The organism is Bacillus cereus group sp. BfR-BA-01522, assembly GCF_022662635.1.
In the GTDB taxonomy this organism is placed as follows: Bacteria; Bacillota; Bacilli; order Bacillales; family Bacillaceae_G; genus Bacillus_A; species Bacillus_A cytotoxicus.
Genome location: NZ_JAKUDY010000004.1, coordinates 195886 through 219882 on the forward strand (window position 1 = coordinate 195886; position 23997 = coordinate 219882).

Here is a 23997-nt window from a genome sequence, read left to right on the forward strand (position 1 = left end):
AAAAAATTATAACACGGTATGTATAGAAAAATAATAAAAAATCCCTTCAGTTTTCCTGAAGGGATTAGAGGGGTAAAATGCTAAGGGGAATTAGCAATTCTACTATGAAGAAAAAAGAGGTCTTAAATATACCTCATATAAGCTCTTCTGTAAATACTTTTTCTGATATGTCACAAATTCGTCACATTTTACGATACATAGATCACGGTTCATATCTATGTCCCCATCCCTTTAAAACGGATACTGATGTAAATGTTGTCCACCATCCATTGTCATGCATGTTCCATTTATGTACGCTGCCTCATCAGAGCATAAATAAAACGCTAAGCTTGCGATTTCTTCCGGTGTTCCCAATCTTCCTAGTGGAACACTCTGCACGGTACGCTTTGCCATTTCTTCTGAAATCCATAATTTATCTGCACCACCTGTTCTTTCAATCGGGCCAGGAGCAATCGCATTAACGCGAATACCATATTTACGCCCCCATTCTACAGCTAACGTTTTTGTCATTGCTAGCACTCCAGCTTTCGCTGCCGCAGAATGAATTACACCAGGGCCAGCATCCCATGCATATGTAGCTACCATGTTAATGATATTTCCTTTTATCCCTTTTTCAATCCAATACTTTCCTACTGCTTGACTACAATAAAACGTTCCATTCAATACAATATTAATCACAGCATTCCATCCATTAATAGATAAATCTTCTGCCGGACAAATAAAATTACCTGCCGCATTATTAATCAAAACATCGATACGTCCAAATTCCTTATCAATGGATTCAATCATACGCTGAATATCCTCCGTGTTTCGAACATCCATTTGCACTGTTAAAACCTGTCCGTCAAATTGTTCAATTTCTTTTTTTGTTTCGTCCAGCTTTTCTTTCGTACGCCCTGTAATAACAACTCTTGTGCCTTCCTTCGCAAATTTAGTTGCCATTCCTTTCCCCATTCCACTTGAACCACCTGTTATCACGACTACTTTACGTTCCAACCCTATCCCCTCCTCCAAAAATGAATACAAATTCATTTTACCATTTTATCGGATAGAATTCTTTATATTTTTATTTTTTTCTGATATCTTTATGTACAAGAACTTACTAGAAAGGATAATGAGGTGACCAATTATGAATTTTATTCATATTCCTTATTTCAAAACATGAAACCTATCCGTGATTCTATGAAACAAATGACAAGAAGACATTTTATGAAAACGGGAATACGCACTTGCCTTTATACTTGTATTACAGCTAGTATTGGCTATTACTATGCAAAATATATAGAACCCAATTTTCTATCTTTTACACACTATACACTTCAATCTCCCCTTATCCCTAACAGCTTTCATGGTATGAAGATTATACAGTTTAGCGACCTACATTTAGGTTATTATTTCTCTCTTCAACGTTTATCCAGCATTGTTTCTAAAATAAATGATGCTACACCCGATATCGTCCTGTTTACCGGTGATTTAATAGATAATTATCAAACATATGGCGAAACGCCTTTCGTCTCTGCTATTTTACGTAATATTAGAGCACCATTTGGAAAATTTGCAATCTATGGAAATCACGATCACGGCGGTTATGGCACGGAGTACTATCAGCAAATTATGAATGAATCTGGCTTTGAACTGCTTCAAAACAAAGAAAAGAGAATTCGATTATTCGATGGTACCGAAATCTCTATTGTTGGAATTGATGACATGCTCCTTGGAAAACCAAAAATTGAAGAAACTTTACAACATATCAAACATAATATTTATACAATTGTTCTTGTTCATGAACCCGATATAGCATCAAAAGTCGCCAAATTCCCAGTAAATGTCCAACTTTCTGGACATAGTCATGGCGGCCAAGTTCAAATTCCGTTTCTAGGAGCCGTTGTTACTTCAACACTTGCCAAACAATATATTGAAGGGTTTTACCATATCGATGACTTAGTTCTCTATGTGAACCGTGGTCTTGGCAGAACTAGAATTCCCTTTCGATTTATGGCTCGCCCTGAAATCACCCTTTTCACATTACAGCATACGGAAAGGTAACGCCCTTACGCCTATTTTCATATATCCTTTCTTGTACTCGCTCATCCACGTTTTTCTCCCATATGATAACAATGAGTCCAATAAAGGAGGTTGTTACATGTATTCCTACTATCAGCCCATACCAGTTCGTTCAGCACCTGTTGGTCCAGCAGGCGACTCACGCTTTCTACCGTTTTTTGGTGTTCCGTTTTTAGCTGGAATTGCTGGTGGATTACTTGGCGGGGCATTGGCCTTTGGGCCTCGGCCATTCTATCCACCTTATCCACCAGCACCATATCCTTGTTACGGAGCTTCTTGTCAACCGTACTATTATTAATAACCATCTCCCGTTCATTTCTAAACATAACCGTATTTATGAATGAACCATGCAAGTTTAACAAACTATTTTCTCCATCCACATTTTTAACTAACGATATGGAAAGGAGAAAATAAAAAAGGGTACCTTAAAAGTTATAGGATACCCTTTTTTCAGTACTATATATGTACAACGACGAACTTATATATGATATTTTATTCCGCATCCATCTCTTGATAAGCTAACTTAAATAATTTCACTTGACTATCAATTTTTTCAGCTTTGTTATTTATTACGTAATAATATTCACCGTCTTTATTTTGTTCACGAGTTTTCACATTATCAGCTAAAATAAGCTGCAAAATTGCCTTTATTCTAGCTTTCATTTCAAACTCTAGTATTGGAAAAGATATTTCAATTCTTTTTTCCATATTCCGTGTCATCCAGTCCGCTGAAGATAAGTAAACTTTTTCATGACCATTATGATGGAAATAATAAATGCGACTATGCTCCAAGTAACGTCCAACAACACTAATTACACGAATATTTTCACTTACTCCTTGAATACCTGGACGCAAACAGCATATTCCTCTAACAATGAGTTCGACCTGAACCCCAGCTTGTGATGCTTCATATAACTTTTTAATTAGGGGTTTATCTGTTAAAGAATTCATCTTTGCAATAATACGTCCATTCCCATAGTGTTTATGGTAACGAATTTCTTCATCTATCAAGTCCATAAATTGTTTACGAATATCAAAAGGTGCTACTGAAATCTGATGAAAATGTGGTTTTGTTGTATAGCCACTTAAATAGTTAAAGAAATTTGTTGCATCTACTCCGAACTCTTTTCTAGATGTAATATAGCCAAAATCCGTATATAATTTCGCAGTAGCATCATTATAATTCCCAGTTCCTAAATGTACAAATCTTTCGATTTTTCCGTTTTTTCTCCGGACAACAAGGGTAATTTTACTATGTGTCTTCAAGTGACTCACACCATAAATGACATGACATCCCTCTTGTTCCAGTTCCTTTGCCCAATGCACATTATTTTCTTCATCAAATCGAGCTTTCAATTCAACTAATACCGTTACTTGTTTCCCTTTTTCAGCCGCTGTCTTCAATGCTTGAATAATGGGAGAATCTCCGCTTACACGATAAAGTGTTTGTTTTATCGCTAATACATTCGGATCATTTGCTGCGTCACGTATAAACTCAACAACAGGTTGAAACGATTCAAACGGATGATGCAATAAAATATCATGCTCCGCCACTTTCTCAAACACATTCTCTTCATCAGCTAAATCTCGTGGCGGTTGCGGAATCAGCGCTGGATATACAAGATGTTCATGTAAAGGCGCTAATTCTTTATAAAGTGAAAATAAACATGTTAAATCCAGTGGTCCATCTATCATGTACACATCTTCATCTTTTACCTCTAATACTTCATACAAAAGAGTTAACACTCTTTCATCAACATGATCTTCTCCAACTTCTAAGCGAACAGCCGCGCCCCATTTCCGTTTTTTCAGCTCTTTCTCAATTACTTTTAATAAATCTCGTGCCCCTTCTTCATGTATTGTTAAATCCGCATTTCGTGTAATACGAAAGCGTGTAACAGATGATACTTTATATCCTGTAAATAATTTATGAGTAAAACTACTAATAACATCCTCTAACAAAATAAATTTCTGCTTCTGGCCTTCACTTGGTAAAAAAATAAAACGTTCCAGCAATGATGGCACTTGTACAATGCCAAGTTTCGTCCGATTTTCCTCTTCGACTTGCTTTTCATCATAAAGAATAGTAGCTAAGTTTAAGCTTTTATTTAAAAGCATCGGAAACGGACGGTACGCATCAATCGCTACAGGTGTTAGAACAGGAAAAATTTGTTCGTCAAAATATTCTTCAATAAACGCACGTTGTTCCTTTGTTAAATCTTGAAATTTCAAAGGTTCAATTCCCTCTTCTTTAAGTGCAGGTAATATGACATTTTTAAATGTATCATACTGAACTTCCATTAATTCATGAGCCTTCATAGCAATCTTGTTAAGCTGTTGCTTCGGCGTTAATCCCGCTTTATTTTCCGGTTGATTAAACCCAGCCTTTACTTGATCTTTTAATCCGGCAACACGCACCATAAAAAATTCATCTAAATTTGAACTAAAAATACTGATAAACTTCAATCTTTCTAAAAGTGGATTCCCCTCATCTTTTGCCTCTTCTAATACACGCTCATTAAAAGCTAACCAGCTTAACTCTCTATTATTGTAATAAGCAGTATCATTTAAATTTACTCTATTCCCCTTCAATAATTCCATTCTATTCACACTTCCCCTTGAAACTTTTTCAATATAATTTATGTACATTTATTGTACCAAATTTCAATTTGTTAAAGTGTAAAATTTTTGTAAAGACATCCGTACTTCTTAACATTCCTTTGTAAATATCAACTGAATGTTCATTTTTAATATTTTTTCTAACTGCTTTTTTTGTTTCTCTGCTTCCACTATTTCCGCTAAAACAGCTTGCTTACAAAAGACTTGAAATACAAGTGCATCTTTATTTCGTTCTATGTGTATGTTTTCGATAAGCTGGCTCTGCCTTACATTTAAAGCAGCTGAAAATTGCAATACCGCTCCTAAAAGGCGCATTTTTTTCTGTTCATTTTTGTCAAACCAATCTTCAAATGGTGCTAAATGTTGCTTAAATAACACCTTCGACTTATATGAAGCAATAAGCGCTAATCTAATTCGTTCTTTATGCATCATACCGTCAATCGTTTTATTCGCTAACAAATAAAATGTATGCAAACAGCTTGCTTCTTCATCAATATATTTCCCAATATTAAATACTTTAGCTGCTTGATAAAACGCTTTCCAATCTTGTTCTGATAAAGAAATAAGTCCAGCTTGCTCAAGCTGCTTACAAATAACCGCTCCTTGTTTCATAAGCTGAATAACAAAACCCATATTTATTTCATATTCATGTGACAATAAATATAAGCTTTCTTCTATCACATTTGGATAATAAAAAATTCCAAATCCCCTTGTTAATTCTTCATAAAATACACCTTCTCGCAAACCTTTCCTACTTAATACAAATGCTGGTGCTTCAATTATATTTGTGAGAATATGAAAGACTTCAACCGCTGGAATGATTGTATCTGCTCTGTCTTTTGCTAATCCATCTAACTTTTGTAAATCAGCAAAAGAAAGCTTCATCAACTCTTCTTGTACATCCTTTATATCCTTTTCTTTCATCTTGTATAGATGTAGGCCTGCTAAAGGATAGGAAATTAAGTTTTGATGAATTTTGACCAAATTTCTAGCACTACCACCAATCGCAATAAGGGGTAGTTTTTTTCCTCTTAACCACGGCAATGTTTGAAATTGATCATATAGATAGTTTCTCAATTTCTTCAATTCTTCTGTAGTTGGTATCTCATGCTGAATAAATTGTTGTTTCAAAGAAAGAGCTCCAAATGAAAAACTATAATATTCTACAATTTCTCTATCTTTAAAATATGTAACTTCTGTACTTCCTCCGCCAATATCAACAGTAATCCCTTCACAAAATGAAGTGGAGTTCATGACTGCTAAATACCCATAACGAGCTTCTTCATATTCAGACAAAATCCGAAGTGTAAAGTCTGTTTCTCTCGCAACAACCCTTTTTATTTCCTCTTGATTTTTAGCTTGACGAATAGTCGCTGTAGCAACACAAAGTACATTTTGTATATGATAGAACCTTGTACTTTCTTGAAATTGGCGCAATGTTTGAAGTAATATTTTTGTGCCTTCTTCTATCAATAGACCGCCTCGCAAATAATTTCTTAGACGAGCAACAACTTTTATATTTTCAATCTCCTTATAAAAGCCACCATTTTGCCTTTCATAAATTACCAACCTCATCGTATTCGAACCGATATCGATAATGGCATATTGCTGTTTCAATATATCTTTCATTTTTTTCACTCTTTCATAATCAAATTTCTAAAACCCCTTCCTATCACTATTATACAAAATAGTTGTTTTTTGGAACAAGATTGCTTTAATATTAAGCATATACACAATCATTTTTTGTATATAATAATGACTTATTCTATTTATGCTATAATAGTGAAAAACTAGAAAGGAGATCCATACAATGAAACAATCCCACCCTCAATCTCATTCACCAAAACAATATTCTGTTAATCAATTAGCTCAATCTATTTTTGTTGTAAATCGTCATGCAAAGGCAGCTACAAATCCTAAATATTTATATTGGTTAAAAAAAGTTGCTTTAGAGCGACTAATTGCTGAAAAAAAGGCGATTAAAGAAGGTCTACATTTTTCTCGAAATCCACGCTTCAGTCAACAACAGTCTGACGTCTTGATCCGTCTAGGTGATTACTTTTTCCATATCCCTCCCACAAAAGATGATTTTCGTACTCTCCCACATCTTGGTGCTCTTGAATCTTCCTATCGTAATCCCAAAACTACCCTTTCTTTAACAACAGCAAAGAAGACTCTTCAAAATTTCATCGGTCCTGAAGCCTTAACACAAGAAAAAAAATTGAGCGAAGCTATTCCGTGGTATCGACGTACGTACACAAAAAAATAAGGTTTGGCCATATGGCCAAACCTTATTTTTCTTCTTTAATTTTAATTTTTGCCTCTTTATAGAAAGTGACTTTTTCTTTATTATATGATTTCGTATATTCATTAAACTTATCTTTTTCAGTATCGATATCTTTATAAGATTGATTTACTGTTTTCACTTTATCACTAATCGCTTTTAATTTTACATTTTTATCTTGTAACATTGTATATAATTCTTTTTCTAATTTTAATGATTTCATGTAGCTGTCATACATCTTTTTAAATGATTCATGTCGTTTTTCATATGTACGATTCACTTTATCCGCTTTTTCTTTTAACTTACTATCCTCAATTTTTTTTACATATTTATCAACTGACTTCATCTCTTCTTGCGCTTTCTTTAACGCTTCTTTTTCTTTATTAATGATTTTTCCACGCTCTTCTGTATTTTTAATAGCTTGGGTAAGCTTTTCTTTCACAGCTTGATTATTGTCCTTTCCTTCTTGCACAATTTGTGTGTATAATGCTTGTCCTTCTTTTTCCATAGCTTCTAATTTTTTCGCGTCTTCAAACATCGTTTTTTCTTGCTTTGCAGCATTTTCAAATGCTACATATAGTTCTTCCTCTGGTTTTGGGCCAAAACACCCTGCTAATAAAATCGTAGATAATGCCGTTACAATTGCTATTTTATTATACTTCAACGTATTTTCCTCCTACTTAAATGCGATTATCATGCCAAAAATTTAATGGGAAATGAGCTGATTCCTCATATGTTTCAAACTCATATCCTTTTTTACGAAGATCATTAATAATTGTTTGTAAAGCTTGTACAGTTTGTTTCTTCTCGTGCATTAAAATCACTTCTCGGTCTTGATTAGCTCCTGAGATTACATTTTGCACTACACCATTTGGATTTCCTGGTAATTTCCAATCCAAAGAATCAATCGTCCAATCCCATTCCTTCATACCTGCGACTACCATTTGATCACGTAACCTTTGATTTAATCCTGGCATACTACCATATGGACAACGAACAAGTTTTGGATGAATCCCGGTAATATCTTTCACCATATTTTGTGCTTGTTTCATCTCTTCTACAAATTGCCCTTGTTTATACAATTTCGCATAATTATGTGTCATGCTATGAACACCGGGATAATGTCCTTCCTTTACTAAACGTTTCACACTCTCACTATGAGATGAAATATTACTACCAATCATGAAAAAGGTCGCTTTTATTTCATTTTTCTTTAAAATATCTAAAATTTCTTTTTGAAATTCACTCGGTCCATCATCAAATGTTAGATAAGCGACTTTACGTACTTGTCCATTAAATTTCACCGGTGCTTGCTTAGCTAATTCAACTTTAGACTGTTCACTAGCCATTTGAACGATGTTCACTTGATTTGCTACAGCCTTCGCAGGCGATGTAAAGGAGTGAAACAAGAAAAATCCTGCTGCGAGAGTACTCATTGCGAGAGCAATTATTACCAGTCGCCTGACGAAAGGCGCTCGCTGGCTCTGACTCCTTACGTCTATCATTGTACCATTTCCTTTCTCCCTTTCTTTCTACCAATCTACTTGTTCATTTTACACATTGTAAAGGTCGACTTGCAACAACTTACAATTTTTCTTTTCTTTCCCTTAAAAGGAAAAGTGTAGAGTTTTCCCCTCTCTACACTTTCAATTAAAAAACAATGTGCAAAATAGCTTGATACATCCATCACAATTATATGCTGATTGCATGTATTTTTAAAGGCTTTTGTTACAAAAAAGTCATTTTTTTGTAACAAAAGAGATGAAATTGTTACGAAACACCTTCTTATTATTTATCCTACTATTTTAGGGCAGTAAGACTCCCACCTTAAGATTCAGAGAGAAGCAAAGAGTATAGGTGAGAGCTCATAATCAGTGGGGGGATGAAGAAAACCCCACTGATTAAAGTTTCACTTTATGATTTTTTAAGTCCCTATTTTTATATAGATTCGCTTTTGCCTTATTTAATAATTCTTCTATTGTTCTTCCTTCTATCGGATAACTAGCAGCTCCAAATAAAAATGTAATATTCACCATATCATTTTCTAATTCTTTCGTTATATTATTTAAAAATCGATTGATTATACTAGAATTTTCATATCCATTATCAACCGCTATAATTACATATTGATTTTCTTCCCAACATGCCACAACATCACTTTTTCGAACTGTATTTACAAGTATATTTTCTACTTTTTTTACTAACTGATTTATTTTTTTCTCTTGTAAATTGCTTATTAATTCGCTCCATTCATAAATGGAAATCATGTATACAGTAACTTTGTGGGTATTCCTTTCTGACAAGGCGGCCATTTTCCCAAAAAAATCTATCATAAATTCATTGCTTTTTATTCCTAACCGTTCATGGATCTCCCCTTGCTTTTTATCATAGCGATACCCAAAATAATAACTGAGTATCATTTGTATAATATAAATAATAAGTACAGTCCAAAAAGAACGAGCATCCATTTTGGCAATTACATCCTGCAAAGCAATCCACTCTGTAACTGCAACTGTATTTCCTAATAACAACCCACTAATTTTCCCTTTGTGCTTCATGTATAACCTCCTTTACTCATACTATATGTTTTTTATGATAATAATGTTTTTTTGCCTCAAAAAAATGTACAAATTCGCACCTTTTCTTTTTATAAGCTTGTATTCGTTTTTCATTCTATTTCATATATATAGTATATAAGCTTGATAAAAAGGAGGGATATCATGTTCAAAAAAGAAAATTTATCGGACATTATACGCTTTATTGCAGGATTTCTTTTATCTTTAAAACTACTATTTGAATCATTTGGATTAACCTTTATTACACATGATCAAATTGATGCTATTATAAATGTCGCGTCATTCTTATTCATTCTATATTTTGGATACAAAAACCACTATGTTGGTAAAAAGGGAATAGAACAGAAAGAATTACTAAAAAAACACAATCTTCACTAAAAAAAAAGAACCAATGAAACGGTTCCTTTTATCGTTTTATTATACGCGCTTCTGTCGTTTGCAAAGGCCCGTAAGTTATTCCTGCAAACTGAAATGTATATGTAGCGCTTAATGACATCGTATCAGGAATATTAGGTCTTACTATTTTGATCTGACAAACTAACCGAGCTTTTTCGTTAGGAAGCAATTTTTCAATTCGCCATCTAACAAGTTGAAATAAAAATTCTCCTGTCCCTTTATTCATCTCTAATGTATTAGGTACATACAAAAAATGATCTCGAATCATGTGACTTACAATTATGTGAGAAATTTCCTCCTCTCCCTTATTTTCAATTTCAAGCTGCATATAGAGAATGCCATCTAAATCAGAAATAAATTGATATGAAAAATTCTCTTCTTCCATGCCACGAATTTGTAAAGTTGCTGTTACATTTGGAACAGCTGTACTCTCCTGTTCTCCTTTTCCCCCTCCTTCTATCCATAAAATAGGTTGCAGGGGCATAAGAAACATTTCTTGATTTGAAATACACTTCCATACTCTCATAACTCATTTCACCTCATTCTAGATCTATCAACTGTACATCTCTACTTCACACGTCCCAGCCCACTTACGTATTCTTCTCCAACTGCTTATCATTACATCCGTTCAATACATATCACCATTTTTCTCTCTTCTCTATTCTTATTCAACAATGAAAAGAAAAACCATTTTAAATAATAGAAAAGCATATGATTTCCTACTTCCTTATATCTTCAAATTTCAAATTCTTATTTATAGCGTGAAGATTTTGGTATAAGAAAAAAGTTTGCCTTTTAGTCAAATTTTACTATAATATGTTTTATGCTTTTTGCGAAATCCTCATGGTACAATTCAAACTGTATATAACAATATTCTTTATGAATTGTACTTCGATTTCTTAAACAAAATAGCTTTGAGAGATAAGACCATTTCATTTTCACACTAAAGGAGGGCTATATTTGGAAACACAGATAACACAAAGCAAAATAAGAAAAACAAAATTTGTTGTTACTGGATTGTTACTTGGTATTTTAATGGCAGCAATGGATAATACCATCGTTGCAACTGCCATGGCAACCATTGTAGGTGATTTAGGAGGATTTGATAAGTTTGTTTGGGTTACATCCGCTTATATGGTAGCTACAATGGCTGGAATGCCTATTTTCGGGAAATTGTCGGATATGTATGGACGCAAACGCTTTTATATCGGAGGACTATTAATCTTTTTACTCGGCTCTATTCTTTGTGGTACAGCATCAAGTATTGAACAATTAAGCGTTTATCGAGCAATTCAAGGAATTGGCGGCGGCGCTCTTATGCCAATTGCTTTTACCATTATGTACGATATCTTTCCACCTGAAAAACGTGGAAAAATGACTGGACTATTTGGTGCCGTTTTTGGGACATCAAGTGTTTTCGGTCCTTTATTAGGTGCCTATATCACTGATTATATAAGCTGGCACTGGGTTTTCTATATTAATATTCCATTGGGTATTATTTCTTTCTTCTTTATTTCGAATTATTATAAAGAATCATTACAACATAGAAAGCAAACAATTGATTGGGCTGGTGCAATCACACTTGTTATCAGTATCGTCTGTTTAATGTTCGCACTAGAACTTGGCGGTAAAGAATACGCATGGAATTCAAATGTAATCATCGGTTTATTTACAATATTCACTATTATGCTTATACTCTTCTTTTTTGTAGAGAAAAAGGCAACAGAACCTATCATCTCTTTCCATTTATTTAAAAAACGGTTATTTGCAGCAAGTCAAGGAGTTGCATTTTTCTATGGCGCAACTTTTATTATTTGTACCGTTTATATTCCTATCTTCGTACAAGGCGTTCTTGGTGGCTCTGCTTCCAACGCTGGGTTCATTTTAACCCCAATGATGATTGGTTCAGTAATTGGAAGCCAAACAGGCGGACAACTTGCTTCACGAATGAGCTATCGTAACATTATGATGATCTCAGGAGTATTTTTTATCGGCGGCATTTATTTACTTAGTACATTAACAATGGAAACATCGCGAACACTTGTAACAATCTTTATGATTCTTACTGGCTTAGGTGTTGGGTTCTCATTCTCAGTTTTAAGTATGTCTTCTATTCACGACCTAGGAATGAGAGAACGAGGAGCTGCCACATCTACAAATTCATTCTTCCGCTCTCTTGGAATGACTCTTGGTGTAACTATTTTCGGTACGATTCAAAATCATATTTTTACGAATCAATTAAAAGTCGTTTTCCCGCCTGAATTTGCAAAACTAGCCCCAAAAGGTGGAGATACAAGCTTTTTATTAACGCCGCATGCTACGGAAAAAATCCCACCTGAAGTACTTAGTTTAATTAAACAATCGCTTACAACATCGATTGCTGATACATTTCTTTGGGCACTTATTCCCGCTTCTTTAAGTATGATTTGTATTTTATTAATGGGTAAAGAACGGCTTTTCACAGGCGAAAAGAAGAAACAAAAACAAGTAAGTTAAGATACAATAAAACTTTAATCAGTGAGGGTTTTCTTCATCCCCCCACTGATTATGAGCTCTCACCTATATTCTTTGCTTCTCTCTGAATCTTAAGGTGGGAGTCTTACTACCAAAGATGACCTAGCATACCCTTCACACTACATAATATATTTTCCTAGATCATAAGAAATAAAGAATTTTAAAAAATAAGAATTTTGTCATTTTAAAACAGTAGACAAAATTCCAAAAATTATGTTAGAATTTGTTTCAATATCATATTCGCTTGTTAAATTCCTTTCAATGAGGAAAATAGGTACACAAATACAACTATTTGTGTTGAAAAGGGAAGATTGGTGAAATTCCAACGCGGTCCCGCCACTGTAACTGCTGAGATTTTTTTCTATGCCACTGTGAAAACGGGAAGGTGAAAAAATTGTATAAGGCATAAGCCAGGAGACCTGCCTATTTTAACAACACTGATAGACTCACGGATGATGATTAGGTGTTACAAACAATAAGCTAAGGTGATTTTATATCCTTTTATGCTTATCGTTAAACGCATTTCCTAGTAAACCGAAATGCTTACTTATAATTGAGGAGGAAATTTAAATGGCACTTCACACAAGTAATTTAGGTTATCCACGAATTGGATTACAGCGAGAGTGGAAAAAAACATTGGAAGCCTTCTGGGCACAAAAAATTGACGAACAACAACTTATAACAACAATGAAAGAAATCCATCTTGAACATTTAAATGTTCAAAAAGAAAAAGGAATCGATTTCATTCCAATTGGTGATTTTACATATTATGATCACGTGCTAGACACTGCTTATATGCTTGGTTTTATTCCATCACGTTTTTCAAACTTCACATCTTACCTTGATATATATTTTGCCATGGCACGTGGTTCCAAAGATCATGTGGCCTCTGAAATGACAAAATGGTTCAATACAAACTATCATTATATTGTTCCTGAGTATGAAGAAGGACTAAATATTTCTTTGAAAGATAATCGTCCACTTCGCTTATATGAAGAAGCAAAGCGAGAATTAGGAATAGACGGAAAGCCTGTTATATTAGGCCCTTATACATTTTTAAAATTAGCAAAAGGATATACACAAGATCAATTCCCTACCATTTTACATAAACTCATCGCACCATATGTACAATTATTAACTGAGCTTCATAAAGCTGGAGCACGACTCATCCAAATTGACGAACCTATTTTTGTTTCCTTAACAAAAGAGGAAATGATAGAGGCGAAAAAACTTTATGAAGCTATTCAAAAAGAAGTTCCAAGTGCAAACTTAATCTTACAAACATATTTTGATAGCGTTGAAGAAAACTATACAGAACTCATTACATTCCCAGTATCTGGCATCGGTCTGGACTTTGTTCACGGTAAAGAAGGAAATATAAAATCAATTGTAGAACATGGATTTCCGGCCGAGAAAACATTAGCTATCGGCTGTATAGATGGCCGTAACATCTGGAGAGCCAATCTTGATGAGGTCTTCGCTTTATTTGAAACATTAAAGGCACACATTGAGCCGAAAGATTGGATTATTCAGCCTTCGTGTAGTTTATTACATACACCAGTTGATAAGACAGAAGAAACACATTTATCACCGGAACTATTTGATGCGCTTGCATTTGCAAACCAAAAATTAGAAGAACTTACTCTTATAAAACGCGGCCTTTCTGAAGGTGTGAACAGTATCGAAATAGAGATTACTACTTATCGTAACTCTCATGAAGCAGTCCGCTCTTCCGCTGCAAGAAATCGGAAAGATGTTCAAACAGCGAGAGCATCTCTAAAAGAAGAAGACTTCTCTCGTCCTCTTCCATTTGAACAACGTTATGATTTGCAACAAAAAGCTTTACAATTACCGCTACTTCCCACAACGACAATCGGTAGTTTTCCGCAAACTCCTGAAGTTCGTCAAACGCGGAAACAATGGCGAAATGGCGAGATTACAAACGAACAGTATGAACACTTTATTGAACAAGAAACCGAAAAGTGGATTCGCCACCAAGAGAATATTGGTCTTGATGTACTTGTTCATGGCGAATTCGAAAGAACTGATATGGTGGAATACTTCGGCGAACGGCTTGCTGGATTCTCCTTTACTAAAAATGGTTGGGTGCAATCATACGGTTCGCGCTGTGTGAAACCGCCAATCATTTTCGGTGACGTTGCATTTATTAGCGACATGACAGTTAAAGAAACTGTATATGCACAAAGTCTTACAAATAAAGTAGTAAAAGGTATGCTAACAGGTCCCGTAACAATTCTAAATTGGTCATTTGTTCGAAATGATCTCCCTCGCAAAGAAGTATGTTATCAAATTGCACTAGCGCTTCGTCATGAAATTGAGCGACTTGAATCATCAGGTATTAGAATCATTCAAGTTGACGAACCAGCTCTTCGCGAAGGTATGCCCTTAAAAGAAAAAGACTGGGATTCATATATTGAGTGGGCAGTTCAGTCATTCCGCTTAGCAACAGCTTCTGTGGCAAATGAAACCCAAATTCATACGCATATGTGCTATAGCAATTTTGAAGATATTGTCGATGCGATTCGTGCGTTAGATGCTGATGTGATTTCAATTGAAACATCAAGAAGTCACGGAGAATTTATCCATACACTCGAACAGACGACATATGAAAAAGGAATTGGTCTAGGAGTCTACGATATTCACAGTCCACGTGTACCAAGTAAAGAAGAAATGTATACAATTGTAGAGCAATCTTTAAAAGTTTGTAACCCAAAATACTTCTGGATTAACCCAGACTGCGGATTAAAAACAAGAAGAACAGAAGAAGTTCTACCCGCTTTAGAACATATGGTTGAAGCTGCAAAAGAAGCTCGTACACTACTAAAAACAAACGCCTAACAAAAATAGGTATCCCTTCTCAATAGGGATACCTATTTTTTATTTCACTTGCTTTCGTCTCAAATTGTGGTGTCGTAACTATTCTTCGCTTTCAAAATATAACTCATATCGCACTCTGTACAGTTCATCATCTCTTGACTCTTCAAGTGGAATCACTTGCAACACTAACATATAATTTCCTTTTGGAACGTCAATATGCACTGTATTAGAAAGAATACTTTTCACAAAAACTCCCTCATCTTTTACAACAAAAGGAACGGATACCTTTCTTACAATTCCTTCTCTCTCTCTATGCTGACCGACATATCCTGCTACTTCACATGTATAATCAGAGATTGCTTCAAAAATAACCGCATCATCCACTTGCACATATCTTCTCTCAAACGCCTCATCCGTCCACTCTATATCCGGCGGTGGTCCATCATAATTCATCACAATGAGCTGTGCATAGGAAATTGTTAATTCCACAAATAACACTCCCGTCTTCCGTTATTTCACTACAAATTTCACACGTGTACCATCTTGGTATTTATCCAATTTATTACCGACCCATGATCCAGCTCCTCTATTATCAGCCGGACTAATATATTCAATATGAGCCCCCTTGCCTCCTTCCTTACACATTGCCATCGGCCATTCATCACGATCGTATCCTTTTTTTGGTGGATATGGAGCTAAAGATTGCTTTCGTCTGTCACCAGCTCCATTTCTATCAATCGTACAGATTTTAGAATGTCCTTCCTTTATTGCATTTTCTATATGCTTTCCGGTTTCTGGATAACGATCTTTCGGAAATTCTAGAACTTGATCATATGTACCGTCCTTTTGTTTTGCTTGTTCTGTCGGTATAAGCGCTTCATAAACAGCCACTAAAATAGAAAGAACCGCAATGATTGAAATAATAATGCCTTTCAATTGTTTCATACGTATGCCTCCGCTTTTTAAATTCTTTTCTTTGACTAGGCTATTATAACAAACTTTTTGTCCATTTGTTTTCAGACATTATTTTCATTCCCTCTCTTATTTGCGTCAAAAAACATTCATTTTCCTTCAAAATTCCACTAATCATGTAGAATTTTTCTAGACTTACGACATTCTTTTTCAAAGGAAGTCCACATAAAATATGGAATTGATATATACGATACTTTTTGGGGAGGAAATGTCATGGAGACGATCTATAAAACGAAAGATGTCACAAATAAAACAGGAATCCCAAAACATATAGTCCGAAAATATAGTCAACTTCTAGAAGAGTATGGCTATAACATTGCAAGAACTGCCGATGCTCGTATATACAAACTAGATGATGTAAAGCTATTAAAATTAATTCATGAACGAGCAGCTACTTTACAAGAAGATATTACAGAAACGATTCCGATTATTTTAAAGGAAAAAGATTATCCGCCCGTAAAAATCAATGTTACAAAAGAACAGCAAGACATGCAAAAGAAAGATGAAAATCGCAACTTTGAAGAATTCATGTTAAAACTTGAAATGTTAGCTCAATTGAATGAAGCAATTATTCATCAAAACTCTACACTCATTACGCAAAACCGTTTAAAAGATGAAAAACTTGATGAATTAATGCAACAAGTATATGTAAAGGAAGGAAAACAAGAAAAAATGCTACAAGAGCTTGTCGATCATGCAGCTCAAACCGATGCTTTACAAAAAGAAAAAATGGACTTATTAATGAATCATATGTATAAACGTGAATCCAAACAAGAAGAAAAAATGAATAAACTAATCCAGCAAATTTATAATAAAGACAATAATCGTGATGCTCAACTGATGCAAGTCATTCGTGAAATTCAAGAAACAAAACGCATGATTGCCGCATCAAAGGATCAAAGTCTATTTCAATCCTTTAAAAATCTATTTGTTCGTGTAAAACAAGAAAAAAATCCATGAGTGTTACCTTGTCACAATTTACTATCTAATAATCAAGTTTTCATATAAAAAAAGTTACCTTTTACGGTAACTTTTATTCCTTATTTTTAACTGCTGGTAATGTAATAATTGCTTCTGTCCCCTTCCCACTTTCACTACTATATTCCAGCGTACCGTTATGGGCTTGTAAAATACGATATGTTACCATAAGCCCTAGGCCCGTTCCTTTTTCTTTCAAAGAATAATAAGGCTGTCCAAGTCTTGCTAGTTGCTCTTTCGTCATGCCAATTCCACTATCTTTTACTCGCACAATAATGGTGTCACCTTTCTGAATAGCAGTAACCTTTAGATAGCCTTTGTTTTCTTGAATCGCTTCGATTCCATTCTTTACAACATTCATAATCGCTTGCTTCAGCTTCGTCTTATCACCTATCGTATAAAGGTTTTCAGAGATTTCAACCTGTAAATACACACCTTGCATTGCTGCAAATGAAGACATTAACGTAGTCATTTCAATTAATTGTGCAGATAAACAAATATGTTCTTTTTGTTCAATTTGTGGTCTGGCTAAATTTAAATAATCAGAAATAATTTGTTCTGCTCGGTCTAATTCAGCTAATACAAGACGCATATACTCTTTATTTTTCACATCTTCTGTGCTATCGAGTAATTGAATAAAACCACGCACAACAGTAAGAGGATTTCTAACTTCATGTGCGACACTTGCAGCTAGCTCACTAACGATATTTAATTTTTCTGACTTTTGCATTTCTGCACGCAGTAATACATTTTCATATAAGTACTCCGTTAAATATACTTGAAATACCATTGTCATCACCATAATAAATAAAGCAACGATATACCCGCTATATACATGTGAAGTAGAAGAAGTAAATCCAGTTCCTAATAACACATTAAATATTTCTATCACGAGACAAATTAGCACATATAAAGACGCCACAATAAATGATAAAATAAGCTTTTTATTTCTTGGAAAGACGGTCCACTTTTTGGATAATAATAATGGAATAACGACTAACACAATGACCTCTATGATCCGAAACCAATTTAAACCATGTAAAAACCATTCATATATAAGAAAAATCATAGTTGGAATCAAACCAATCATTCCACCATATAAGAAACTACTCATAATTGGAATCGCATGAAAATTAAAATTACAAATCTCTCCAAAACAAATTGGATATGTCATCGAAAGCACAAGTGTAACACTGGACAAAAATGTAATAAAATAATAATTGGGCTTTGGAAGCATATTTTGATAATGATTGAGACGGATTGCTTCATATAAAAATAGAGGCAAAATAATAATCGCAACTTGGATCATTAAATCACGGATTAGCTCCATAGCCTTTCATCTCCTATATGTATTTTGATTTGATTATATCATTTTAAAGTCTACTTTGTTTCAAAATTTAGATTTTTCTATTTATATTTGTAAATCATTTGTGAACAAACAATAAGAAATGTTACAACTTTCCGAAATGATTGTAAACCATGTATCAAATTACTATGATGCAGTATACAATGAATACGGATTAAAAATTAAAGTACAACAAGCCAAATATACGGACAACTATAACAACAGCAAACATATAATCCATACTATCTATGTTTATAAATAAGTAATCATTATTTTAGTAGGAGGAGATAAATATGGCAGGAACTACCCTTGTTTTAAAAGAGGAGAATCTGGTCGTCCTCGAAAATGTTGAAAAATCAGTGTATGAAGAGTTACAAAACAAAGCTGGAGAAGAAAATTGTACTTGCTCTGTAAATGAAACGGTTATACACCTTGGAAAGGTTTCTTCCGTACTTTGGAATGAAGATGAAATAGATTGGGAATATGGGTATTAAAAAGTCGCTTTTCAGCGACTTTTTTTCGCTGAAAAGCGAAAAATTTAAAAATATGATAAAATAAATGTAATTTTTCAAGCCGAGGAAAGGGAGTCAACATGGAACAATTTATTAATCCAAAAGTGAAGGATATTAAAATTTCTGGTATCCGTCAATTCTCTAATATGATTCAAAACTATGACAATATTATCTCTTTAACAATTGGACAACCTGATTTTCCAACTCCTTCTTTAGTAAAAGAAGCTGCTAAGAGAGCGATCACAGAAAATTATACAAGCTATACACATAATGCTGGTTTACTAGAGTTACGCAAAGTAGCTTGCGACTTTCTAAAGGAAAATTACAACCTACACTATACACCTGAAAACGAAACCATTATTACAATTGGGGCTAGCGAAGCGATTGATATTGCATTCCGTACTATTTTAGAGCCTGGAACAGAAGTTATTTTACCCGCACCTATTTATCCTGGCTATGAACCAATCATTAGACTTTGTGGTGCAACTCCTGTTTTTGTAGATGTTCGTCCAACAGGATTTCGCTTAACAGCAAAAGCGATTCAAAATGCAATTACAGATCGAACAAGATGCATCGTTCTACCTTATCCTTCTAATCCGACCGGTGTTACACTATCAGAAGAAGAACTAACGGATATTGTAAATGTATTAAAAGATAAAAATATATTTGTTTTATCGGATGAAATTTACAGCGAACTTGTCTATGAAGAAAGTCATCGATCTATCGCTCAGTTTCCAGAAATGCGTAATAAAACAATTGTTATTAACGGATTATCTAAATCACATTCGATGACAGGATGGCGCATTGGTTTTTTATTTGCTCCACAATATTTAGCAGAACATATTTTAAAGGTTCATCAATATAATGTAACTTGTGCAACTTCGATTGCTCAATATGCCGCAATTGAAGCATTAACAGCAGCAAAAGATGCACCGAAAATGATGCGCCATCAATATAAAAAACGTCGTGATTATGTCTACAATCGACTCATACAAATGGGACTCTCTGTCGAAAAACCAACGGGTGCCTTTTATTTCTTCCCGTATGTTGGGCATCTTACTTCTTCATCATTTGACTTTGCTATTGACCTTGTGAAAAAAGCTGGCGTTGCTGTTGTTCCTGGAACTGCATTTTCAGATTATGGTGAAGGATATATCCGTCTTTCCTACGCGTATAGTATGGAAACGTTAAAAGAAGGCTGTGATCGTTTAGAAAATTTCTTCAAACAAACAACGAAGAGATAAATGAAGTGCACCTCCAATTGTTAGACTATGTCTAACAATTGAGGTGCACTTCATGAACATTCTTAGCTTTTTTCACAACCCTCACAAGTCTGACGTTTCAATAATTTATGTGGAATCACAATACATTTTGAACTTGATTCTGAATGTTCCACTTTATCGACTAATGCTTTTGCAGCTTCATAACCTAATTGATAAATATTGACATCTACTGTTGTCAAAGGTGGACTCGCAATCTCGGATAACAACACATTATTAAAGCTCACTAACGAAACATCTTTCGGTACGGAAATCCCTTTTGCTGTAAGGGCACTTAATACACCAAGACCAATTAGATCGTCTGTAGCCATAATTGCTGTTGGTGGTTCTTTTAGTCCCATTAATTCTTCTACAGCTTGCTGACCACTTTCCCTTGAGAAATCTAAATGGAAAATATATTCACTCGGTAACTGAATATCCGCTAACTTTAAAGCATCACTCATCCCAGCTAAACGATCTTTTGTTACGAGTAAATCGGAACCACCGCCGATAAACGCAATTCGTTTATGCCCTAAAGAAATAAAATATTCTGCAACTTCTCTTGCAGCTGTATAGTTATCATTATCGACATATGTAATTTTGTCTTTTTTGTCATATGGTTTTCCAATTAAAACAAACGGGAAATTTTTCTCATTTAAATATTGAATAATCCGGTCATTTTCACGTGAATACAGTAAGATAATGCCTCCGATTTGACGTCCTTGCACCATTTTGATGACCCCGTTAAAAATCTCTTCTTCCGTCTCCCCCGTTGACATATATAAAGCATACCCTTCAACATGAGCAAACGAACTAATCCCACGAATAACTTCTGGAAAAAACGGGTTTTGAAATGCTTTATTTGCAGAACTTGGCATAACAAGACCAATCGTTTTCGTCGTTTGATTGGCAAGGCTTCTTGCATTTAAATTCGGATGATATCCGAGCTCGCTCATGACTTTACGAACTCGCCGCTTCGTCTTTTCACTTATACTTGGATTATCAGCAATCACACGAGACACCGTTGATGGCGCAACATTCGCTTTTTTCGCTACGTCTTTAATCGTAACTGTCATAACCTCTCCTCCTCTCTGCATCATTCTTCATCTATTTTGATTTTGCAAATTTGTGGGTTATAGAAAAAAGTCCCATTTCTTTCGCGTTTTACTAAATTATATCAATGTAAAAGAATATTCTCCCACTTCATGTATTGTAAAGGATATAGGCTTATTTTCCTATACTATAATATACTATTTTTCGCTATCATTTCATATAAGCTAATGACGAATAATTTTCACTTGTAGCTAGCTACATCATATTTAACGTTATCTTTGTAAACAATAACTCTGTCATCCAATCTATTTTTTAACTGAAATAAAACTAATATTGATTATCCACTGTACGGAATGATTCATAAAACATATACAAAAAAATAAATACGAATGAAAATAAAAATCCTACTCCTATAAACAACGTTATACATAAAAAAACAATCGTTTGTAATAGATTACTGTTTTATAAAAAATGAAAGGGGATTTTTCTCTATGTTGCAAGAAGCAATATACCATCGGCCTAAAGAAAATTATGCATACGCTTACAACAAACATATACTTCATATTCAACTCCGCACAAAAAAGAATGATGTAAATGAAGTCCTACTTGTTCATGGCGACCCTTATGAATGGAAAGATAAAAAGTGGATTACAACTCAAACTCCTATGAGAAAGACTGGATCTTGCGCTTTATTTGATTATTGGTTCGCTTCAGTCACACCAAAATTTAAACGTTTACGATATGGATTCAAACTACACAATAACGACGAAGCACTTATTTATACCGAGCGAGGCTTCTTCTCTGAAATTCCAGATCATGACGTTGGAAATTTCTTTTGTTTCCCTTTTATTCATGAAAAGGATGTCTTTACAGCACCATCATGGGTGAAGGATACAGTATGGTATCAAATTTTTCCAGAACGTTTTGCAAACGGAGATATTACACGGAATCCTAAACATACTCTTCCATGGGGGAGTACAGATCCAACACCAACGAATTTCTTCGGTGGAGATTTCACTGGCGTCATTGAACATCTTGATTATCTCGTAAAACTCGGTATTTCTGGTATATACTTTACTCCAATCTTTACAGCACATTCCAATCATAAATATGACACAATTGATTATATGGAAATTGATCCGCAATTTGGTACGAAAGAAACTTTTAAAAGGTTAATAAACGAGTGTCATAACCGAGGAATTAAAGTCATGCTTGATGCCGTTTTTAATCATAGCGGATACTTTTTCGATAAATTCCAAGATGTTATAAAGAAGGGTGAGTGCTCTCTATATAAAGACTGGTTTCATATCCATGAATTCCCGATTGTAACCGATCCACGTCCGAACTATGATACATTCGCATTTACACCGCAAATGCCAAAATTCAATACTGCTCATCCTGAAGTGAAAGAATATTTACTGGAAGTAGGACGCTATTGGGTAAAAGAATATAACATTGACGGTTGGCGCCTTGATGTAGCAAATGAAATTGACCACGCATTTTGGCGAGAATTTCGTAGCGAAATTAAATCGATTAATCCCGAAGTCTACATTGTAGGTGAAATTTGGCATGATGCACTACCATGGCTGCAGGGCGATCAATTTGATGCCGTCATGAGTTATCCAGTTACAAACGCTCTTCTTTCTTATTTTGCATATGAAACAATAGCACCGAGTACATTTATGGAGCAAATTACAGCTTTTCTTCATTCCTATCCCATGAATGTAAACGAGGTAGCTTTTCACTTGTTAGGTAGCCATGATACACCTAGAATTTTAACAATATGTGGCGGTAACAAAGACAAGGTAAAACTTCTTTACATATTTCATCTTTCGTTTATCGGCTCACCATGCATTTATTATGGAGATGAGATTGGGCTGGATGGCGGCATGGATCCCGATTGCCGAAAATGCATGATTTGGGAAGAAGACAAGCAAGATAAAGCCTTATTTGAACATGTACAAACATTAATTTCATTACGAAAACAATATAAAGCATTCGGTGGTCATGGAACCTTTCAATTTATTGAAGCAAACGATAAGCAAGGTTATATTTCTTATACAAAAACATATAGAGATGAAACGATTTTGTTTGTTTTAAATCCAACAACTCATGAGATTTCGGCTCCTATACCTTTTCCTATTTCTAGTAAAAAAATCATTAATCTATATACAAATGAAGAATTTGCAGCAGAAACAAATTCATTACAAGTTACAATTCCGCCATATGGATTTTCTATTTTAAAATGGTAAAATATAGAACAAACACAAATAATCAGCTTCTTATCTCCGCTGATTATTTGTGTTCACCAACTATTAGCTCAGCACCGTTTATCCCGCATTAACGAGCAGTAAGACTCCCACCTCAAGATTCACAGAGAAGCAAGGAAGATATGTGGGAGTAGGGCTGCCCGTAACAGCCCGATTAGTGAGGGTTCATAATCAGTGGGGGATGAAGAAAACCCCACTGATTAAAGTTCAACTTTATATCCTTCTTTTTCTTACATCTTACTCTCGCTTCCCCCGCCTCGTACATAATAATCCAATTCACTAGCATGTTTACATACATCAAAAAAGCTACTCATATA

General features: G+C 34.6%; 21 protein-coding genes and 1 riboswitch. Of the genes, 10 read left to right on the plus strand and 11 right to left on the minus strand.

Going from position 1 to position 23997, the window contains the following annotated elements; translation table 11 throughout:
• Window positions 1–231 precede the first annotated feature (231 nt).
• Window positions 232–996: a 2,4-dienoyl-CoA reductase gene (gene fadH, locus MR059_RS08030; RefSeq protein WP_012095149.1), complete on the minus strand. Its 765-nt coding sequence runs from the start codon at window positions 994–996 to the stop codon at window positions 232–234.
• Window positions 997–1182: 186 nt separating this feature from the next.
• Here fadH and MR059_RS08035 point away from each other — a divergent pair, with 186 nt between their 5' ends.
• A complete protein-coding gene (locus tag MR059_RS08035) occupies window positions 1183–2046 on the plus strand; it encodes a metallophosphoesterase (protein ID WP_012095150.1) in 864 nt (287 codons plus the stop codon).
• A 97-nt stretch (window positions 2047–2143) separates the two neighbouring features.
• Window positions 2144–2362 carry a hypothetical protein gene (locus MR059_RS08040; RefSeq protein ID WP_012095151.1) on the plus strand — a complete coding sequence of 73 codons (219 nt, stop codon included), beginning with the start codon at window positions 2144–2146 and terminating at the stop codon, window positions 2360–2362.
• Window positions 2363–2556: 194 nt separating this feature from the next.
• Here the strand turns inward: MR059_RS08040 and MR059_RS08045 are convergent, their stop codons facing one another.
• Together MR059_RS08045 and MR059_RS08050 are read right to left on the minus strand one after the other, a co-directional pair.
• Window positions 2557–4665, minus strand: a complete 2109-nt coding sequence (locus tag MR059_RS08045) for an RNA degradosome polyphosphate kinase (RefSeq protein ID WP_012095152.1) — start codon at window positions 4663–4665, stop codon at window positions 2557–2559.
• A gap of 108 nt (window positions 4666–4773) precedes the next feature.
• Complete coding sequence (locus MR059_RS08050; protein WP_012095153.1) at window positions 4774–6312, minus strand: Ppx/GppA family phosphatase; 1539 nt, start codon at window positions 6310–6312, stop codon at window positions 4774–4776.
• Between the two features lie 181 nt (window positions 6313–6493).
• Here MR059_RS08050 and MR059_RS08055 point away from each other — a divergent pair, with 181 nt between their 5' ends.
• Window positions 6494–6952 (plus strand): YkyB family protein, encoded by a 459-nt coding sequence (locus MR059_RS08055; protein WP_012095154.1) that lies wholly within the window; start codon window positions 6494–6496, stop codon window positions 6950–6952.
• Window positions 6953–6974: 22 nt separating this feature from the next.
• Here MR059_RS08055 and MR059_RS08060 read toward each other — a convergent pair whose 3' ends face one another.
• The 3 genes from MR059_RS08060 to MR059_RS08070 form a co-directional block, all read right to left on the minus strand.
• Window positions 6975–7631: a YkyA family protein gene (locus MR059_RS08060; protein WP_012095155.1), complete on the minus strand. Its 657-nt coding sequence runs from the start codon at window positions 7629–7631 to the stop codon at window positions 6975–6977.
• Window positions 7632–7647: 16 nt separating this feature from the next.
• A complete protein-coding gene (locus MR059_RS08065; RefSeq protein ID WP_012095156.1) occupies window positions 7648–8472 on the minus strand; it encodes a peptidoglycan-N-acetylglucosamine deacetylase in 825 nt (274 codons plus the stop codon).
• 396 nt (window positions 8473–8868) lie between these two features.
• Window positions 8869–9525 carry a GGDEF domain-containing protein gene (locus MR059_RS08070; RefSeq protein WP_012095157.1) on the minus strand — a complete coding sequence of 219 codons (657 nt, stop codon included), beginning with the start codon at window positions 9523–9525 and terminating at the stop codon, window positions 8869–8871.
• Window positions 9526–9687: 162 nt separating this feature from the next.
• Here MR059_RS08070 and MR059_RS08075 point away from each other — a divergent pair, with 162 nt between their 5' ends.
• Entirely contained in the window at window positions 9688–9921 is a 234-nt protein-coding gene (locus tag MR059_RS08075) for a phage holin (protein ID WP_242161696.1), read from the plus strand.
• Window positions 9922–9949: 28 nt separating this feature from the next.
• Here MR059_RS08075 and MR059_RS08080 read toward each other — a convergent pair whose 3' ends face one another.
• The gene (locus MR059_RS08080; protein ID WP_012095159.1) at window positions 9950–10465 is read right to left on the minus strand and encodes a hypothetical protein; all 516 of its coding nucleotides are present in this window, start codon (window positions 10463–10465) and stop codon (window positions 9950–9952) included.
• 434 nt (window positions 10466–10899) lie between these two features.
• Between MR059_RS08080 and MR059_RS08085 the strand changes: the two genes are divergently transcribed.
• Complete coding sequence (locus MR059_RS08085) at window positions 10900–12435, plus strand: MDR family MFS transporter (RefSeq protein WP_012095160.1); 1536 nt, start codon at window positions 10900–10902, stop codon at window positions 12433–12435.
• 273 nt (window positions 12436–12708) lie between these two features.
• Window positions 12709–12894, plus strand: a riboswitch (cobalamin riboswitch).
• A 129-nt stretch (window positions 12895–13023) separates the two neighbouring features.
• Window positions 13024–15312, plus strand: a complete 2289-nt coding sequence (metE, locus tag MR059_RS08090; RefSeq protein ID WP_012095161.1) for a 5-methyltetrahydropteroyltriglutamate--homocysteine S-methyltransferase — start codon at window positions 13024–13026, stop codon at window positions 15310–15312.
• A gap of 78 nt (window positions 15313–15390) precedes the next feature.
• Here metE and comJ read toward each other — a convergent pair whose 3' ends face one another.
• The gene (comJ, locus tag MR059_RS08095; protein WP_012095164.1) at window positions 15391–15780 is read right to left on the minus strand and encodes a competence protein ComJ; all 390 of its coding nucleotides are present in this window, start codon (window positions 15778–15780) and stop codon (window positions 15391–15393) included.
• Between the two features lie 21 nt (window positions 15781–15801).
• Window positions 15802–16236 (minus strand): NucA/NucB deoxyribonuclease domain-containing protein, encoded by a 435-nt coding sequence (locus tag MR059_RS08100; protein WP_012095165.1) that lies wholly within the window; start codon window positions 16234–16236, stop codon window positions 15802–15804.
• Between the two features lie 240 nt (window positions 16237–16476).
• Here MR059_RS08100 and MR059_RS08105 point away from each other — a divergent pair, with 240 nt between their 5' ends.
• Window positions 16477–17223, plus strand: coding sequence for a DUF3967 domain-containing protein (locus MR059_RS08105; protein ID WP_012095166.1), 747 nt, complete (start codon window positions 16477–16479; stop codon window positions 17221–17223).
• 73 nt (window positions 17224–17296) lie between these two features.
• Here MR059_RS08105 and MR059_RS08110 read toward each other — a convergent pair whose 3' ends face one another.
• Window positions 17297–18571, minus strand: coding sequence for a sensor histidine kinase (locus tag MR059_RS08110; RefSeq protein WP_012095167.1), 1275 nt, complete (start codon window positions 18569–18571; stop codon window positions 17297–17299).
• A 308-nt stretch (window positions 18572–18879) separates the two neighbouring features.
• Here MR059_RS08110 and MR059_RS08115 point away from each other — a divergent pair, with 308 nt between their 5' ends.
• Together MR059_RS08115 and MR059_RS08120 are read left to right on the plus strand one after the other, a co-directional pair.
• Window positions 18880–19080 carry a hypothetical protein gene (locus MR059_RS08115; RefSeq protein WP_048721818.1) on the plus strand — a complete coding sequence of 67 codons (201 nt, stop codon included), beginning with the start codon at window positions 18880–18882 and terminating at the stop codon, window positions 19078–19080.
• A gap of 98 nt (window positions 19081–19178) precedes the next feature.
• Window positions 19179–20342, plus strand: a complete 1164-nt coding sequence (locus MR059_RS08120) for an aminotransferase A (protein ID WP_012095169.1) — start codon at window positions 19179–19181, stop codon at window positions 20340–20342.
• Window positions 20343–20404: 62 nt separating this feature from the next.
• On the opposite strand, the gene MR059_RS08125 is transcribed toward MR059_RS08120, so the two are convergent.
• Window positions 20405–21433 carry a LacI family DNA-binding transcriptional regulator gene (locus MR059_RS08125; RefSeq protein WP_012095170.1) on the minus strand — a complete coding sequence of 343 codons (1029 nt, stop codon included), beginning with the start codon at window positions 21431–21433 and terminating at the stop codon, window positions 20405–20407.
• Between the two features lie 468 nt (window positions 21434–21901).
• Between MR059_RS08125 and MR059_RS08130 the strand changes: the two genes are divergently transcribed.
• Complete coding sequence (locus tag MR059_RS08130; RefSeq protein WP_242161697.1) at window positions 21902–23662, plus strand: alpha-glycosidase; 1761 nt, start codon at window positions 21902–21904, stop codon at window positions 23660–23662.
• Window positions 23663–23997: the final 335 nt, after the last annotated feature.

Excerpts from the sequence above, each read along its gene's own strand:
- MR059_RS08100 (WP_012095165.1), bottom strand. The coding sequence starts at position 16,236 with ATGAAACAATTGAAAGGCATTATTATTTCAATCATTGCGGTTCTTTCT.
- MR059_RS08050 (WP_012095153.1), bottom strand. The coding sequence starts at position 6,312 with ATGAAAGATATATTGAAACAGCAATATGCCATTATCGATATCGGTTCG.
- MR059_RS08125 (WP_012095170.1), bottom strand. The coding sequence starts at position 21,433 with ATGACAGTTACGATTAAAGACGTAGCGAAAAAAGCGAATGTTGCGCCA.
- MR059_RS08075 (WP_242161696.1), top strand. The coding sequence starts at position 9,688 with ATGTTCAAAAAAGAAAATTTATCGGACATTATACGCTTTATTGCAGGA.
- MR059_RS08130 (WP_242161697.1), top strand. The coding sequence starts at position 21,902 with ATGTTGCAAGAAGCAATATACCATCGGCCTAAAGAAAATTATGCATAC.
- MR059_RS08040 (WP_012095151.1), top strand. The coding sequence starts at position 2,144 with ATGTATTCCTACTATCAGCCCATACCAGTTCGTTCAGCACCTGTTGGT.
- MR059_RS08120 (WP_012095169.1), top strand. The coding sequence starts at position 19,179 with ATGGAACAATTTATTAATCCAAAAGTGAAGGATATTAAAATTTCTGGT.
- MR059_RS08035 (WP_012095150.1), top strand. The coding sequence starts at position 1,183 with ATGAAACAAATGACAAGAAGACATTTTATGAAAACGGGAATACGCACT.
- metE (WP_012095161.1), top strand. The coding sequence starts at position 13,024 with ATGGCACTTCACACAAGTAATTTAGGTTATCCACGAATTGGATTACAG.
- MR059_RS08065 (WP_012095156.1), bottom strand. The coding sequence starts at position 8,472 with ATGATAGACGTAAGGAGTCAGAGCCAGCGAGCGCCTTTCGTCAGGCGA.
- MR059_RS08070 (WP_012095157.1), bottom strand. The coding sequence starts at position 9,525 with ATGAAGCACAAAGGGAAAATTAGTGGGTTGTTATTAGGAAATACAGTT.
- MR059_RS08115 (WP_048721818.1), top strand. The coding sequence starts at position 18,880 with ATGGCAGGAACTACCCTTGTTTTAAAAGAGGAGAATCTGGTCGTCCTC.
- MR059_RS08055 (WP_012095154.1), top strand. The coding sequence starts at position 6,494 with ATGAAACAATCCCACCCTCAATCTCATTCACCAAAACAATATTCTGTT.
- MR059_RS08045 (WP_012095152.1), bottom strand. The coding sequence starts at position 4,665 with ATGGAATTATTGAAGGGGAATAGAGTAAATTTAAATGATACTGCTTAT.
- MR059_RS08105 (WP_012095166.1), top strand. The coding sequence starts at position 16,477 with ATGGAGACGATCTATAAAACGAAAGATGTCACAAATAAAACAGGAATC.
- MR059_RS08110 (WP_012095167.1), bottom strand. The coding sequence starts at position 18,571 with ATGGAGCTAATCCGTGATTTAATGATCCAAGTTGCGATTATTATTTTG.
- MR059_RS08080 (WP_012095159.1), bottom strand. The coding sequence starts at position 10,465 with ATGAGAGTATGGAAGTGTATTTCAAATCAAGAAATGTTTCTTATGCCC.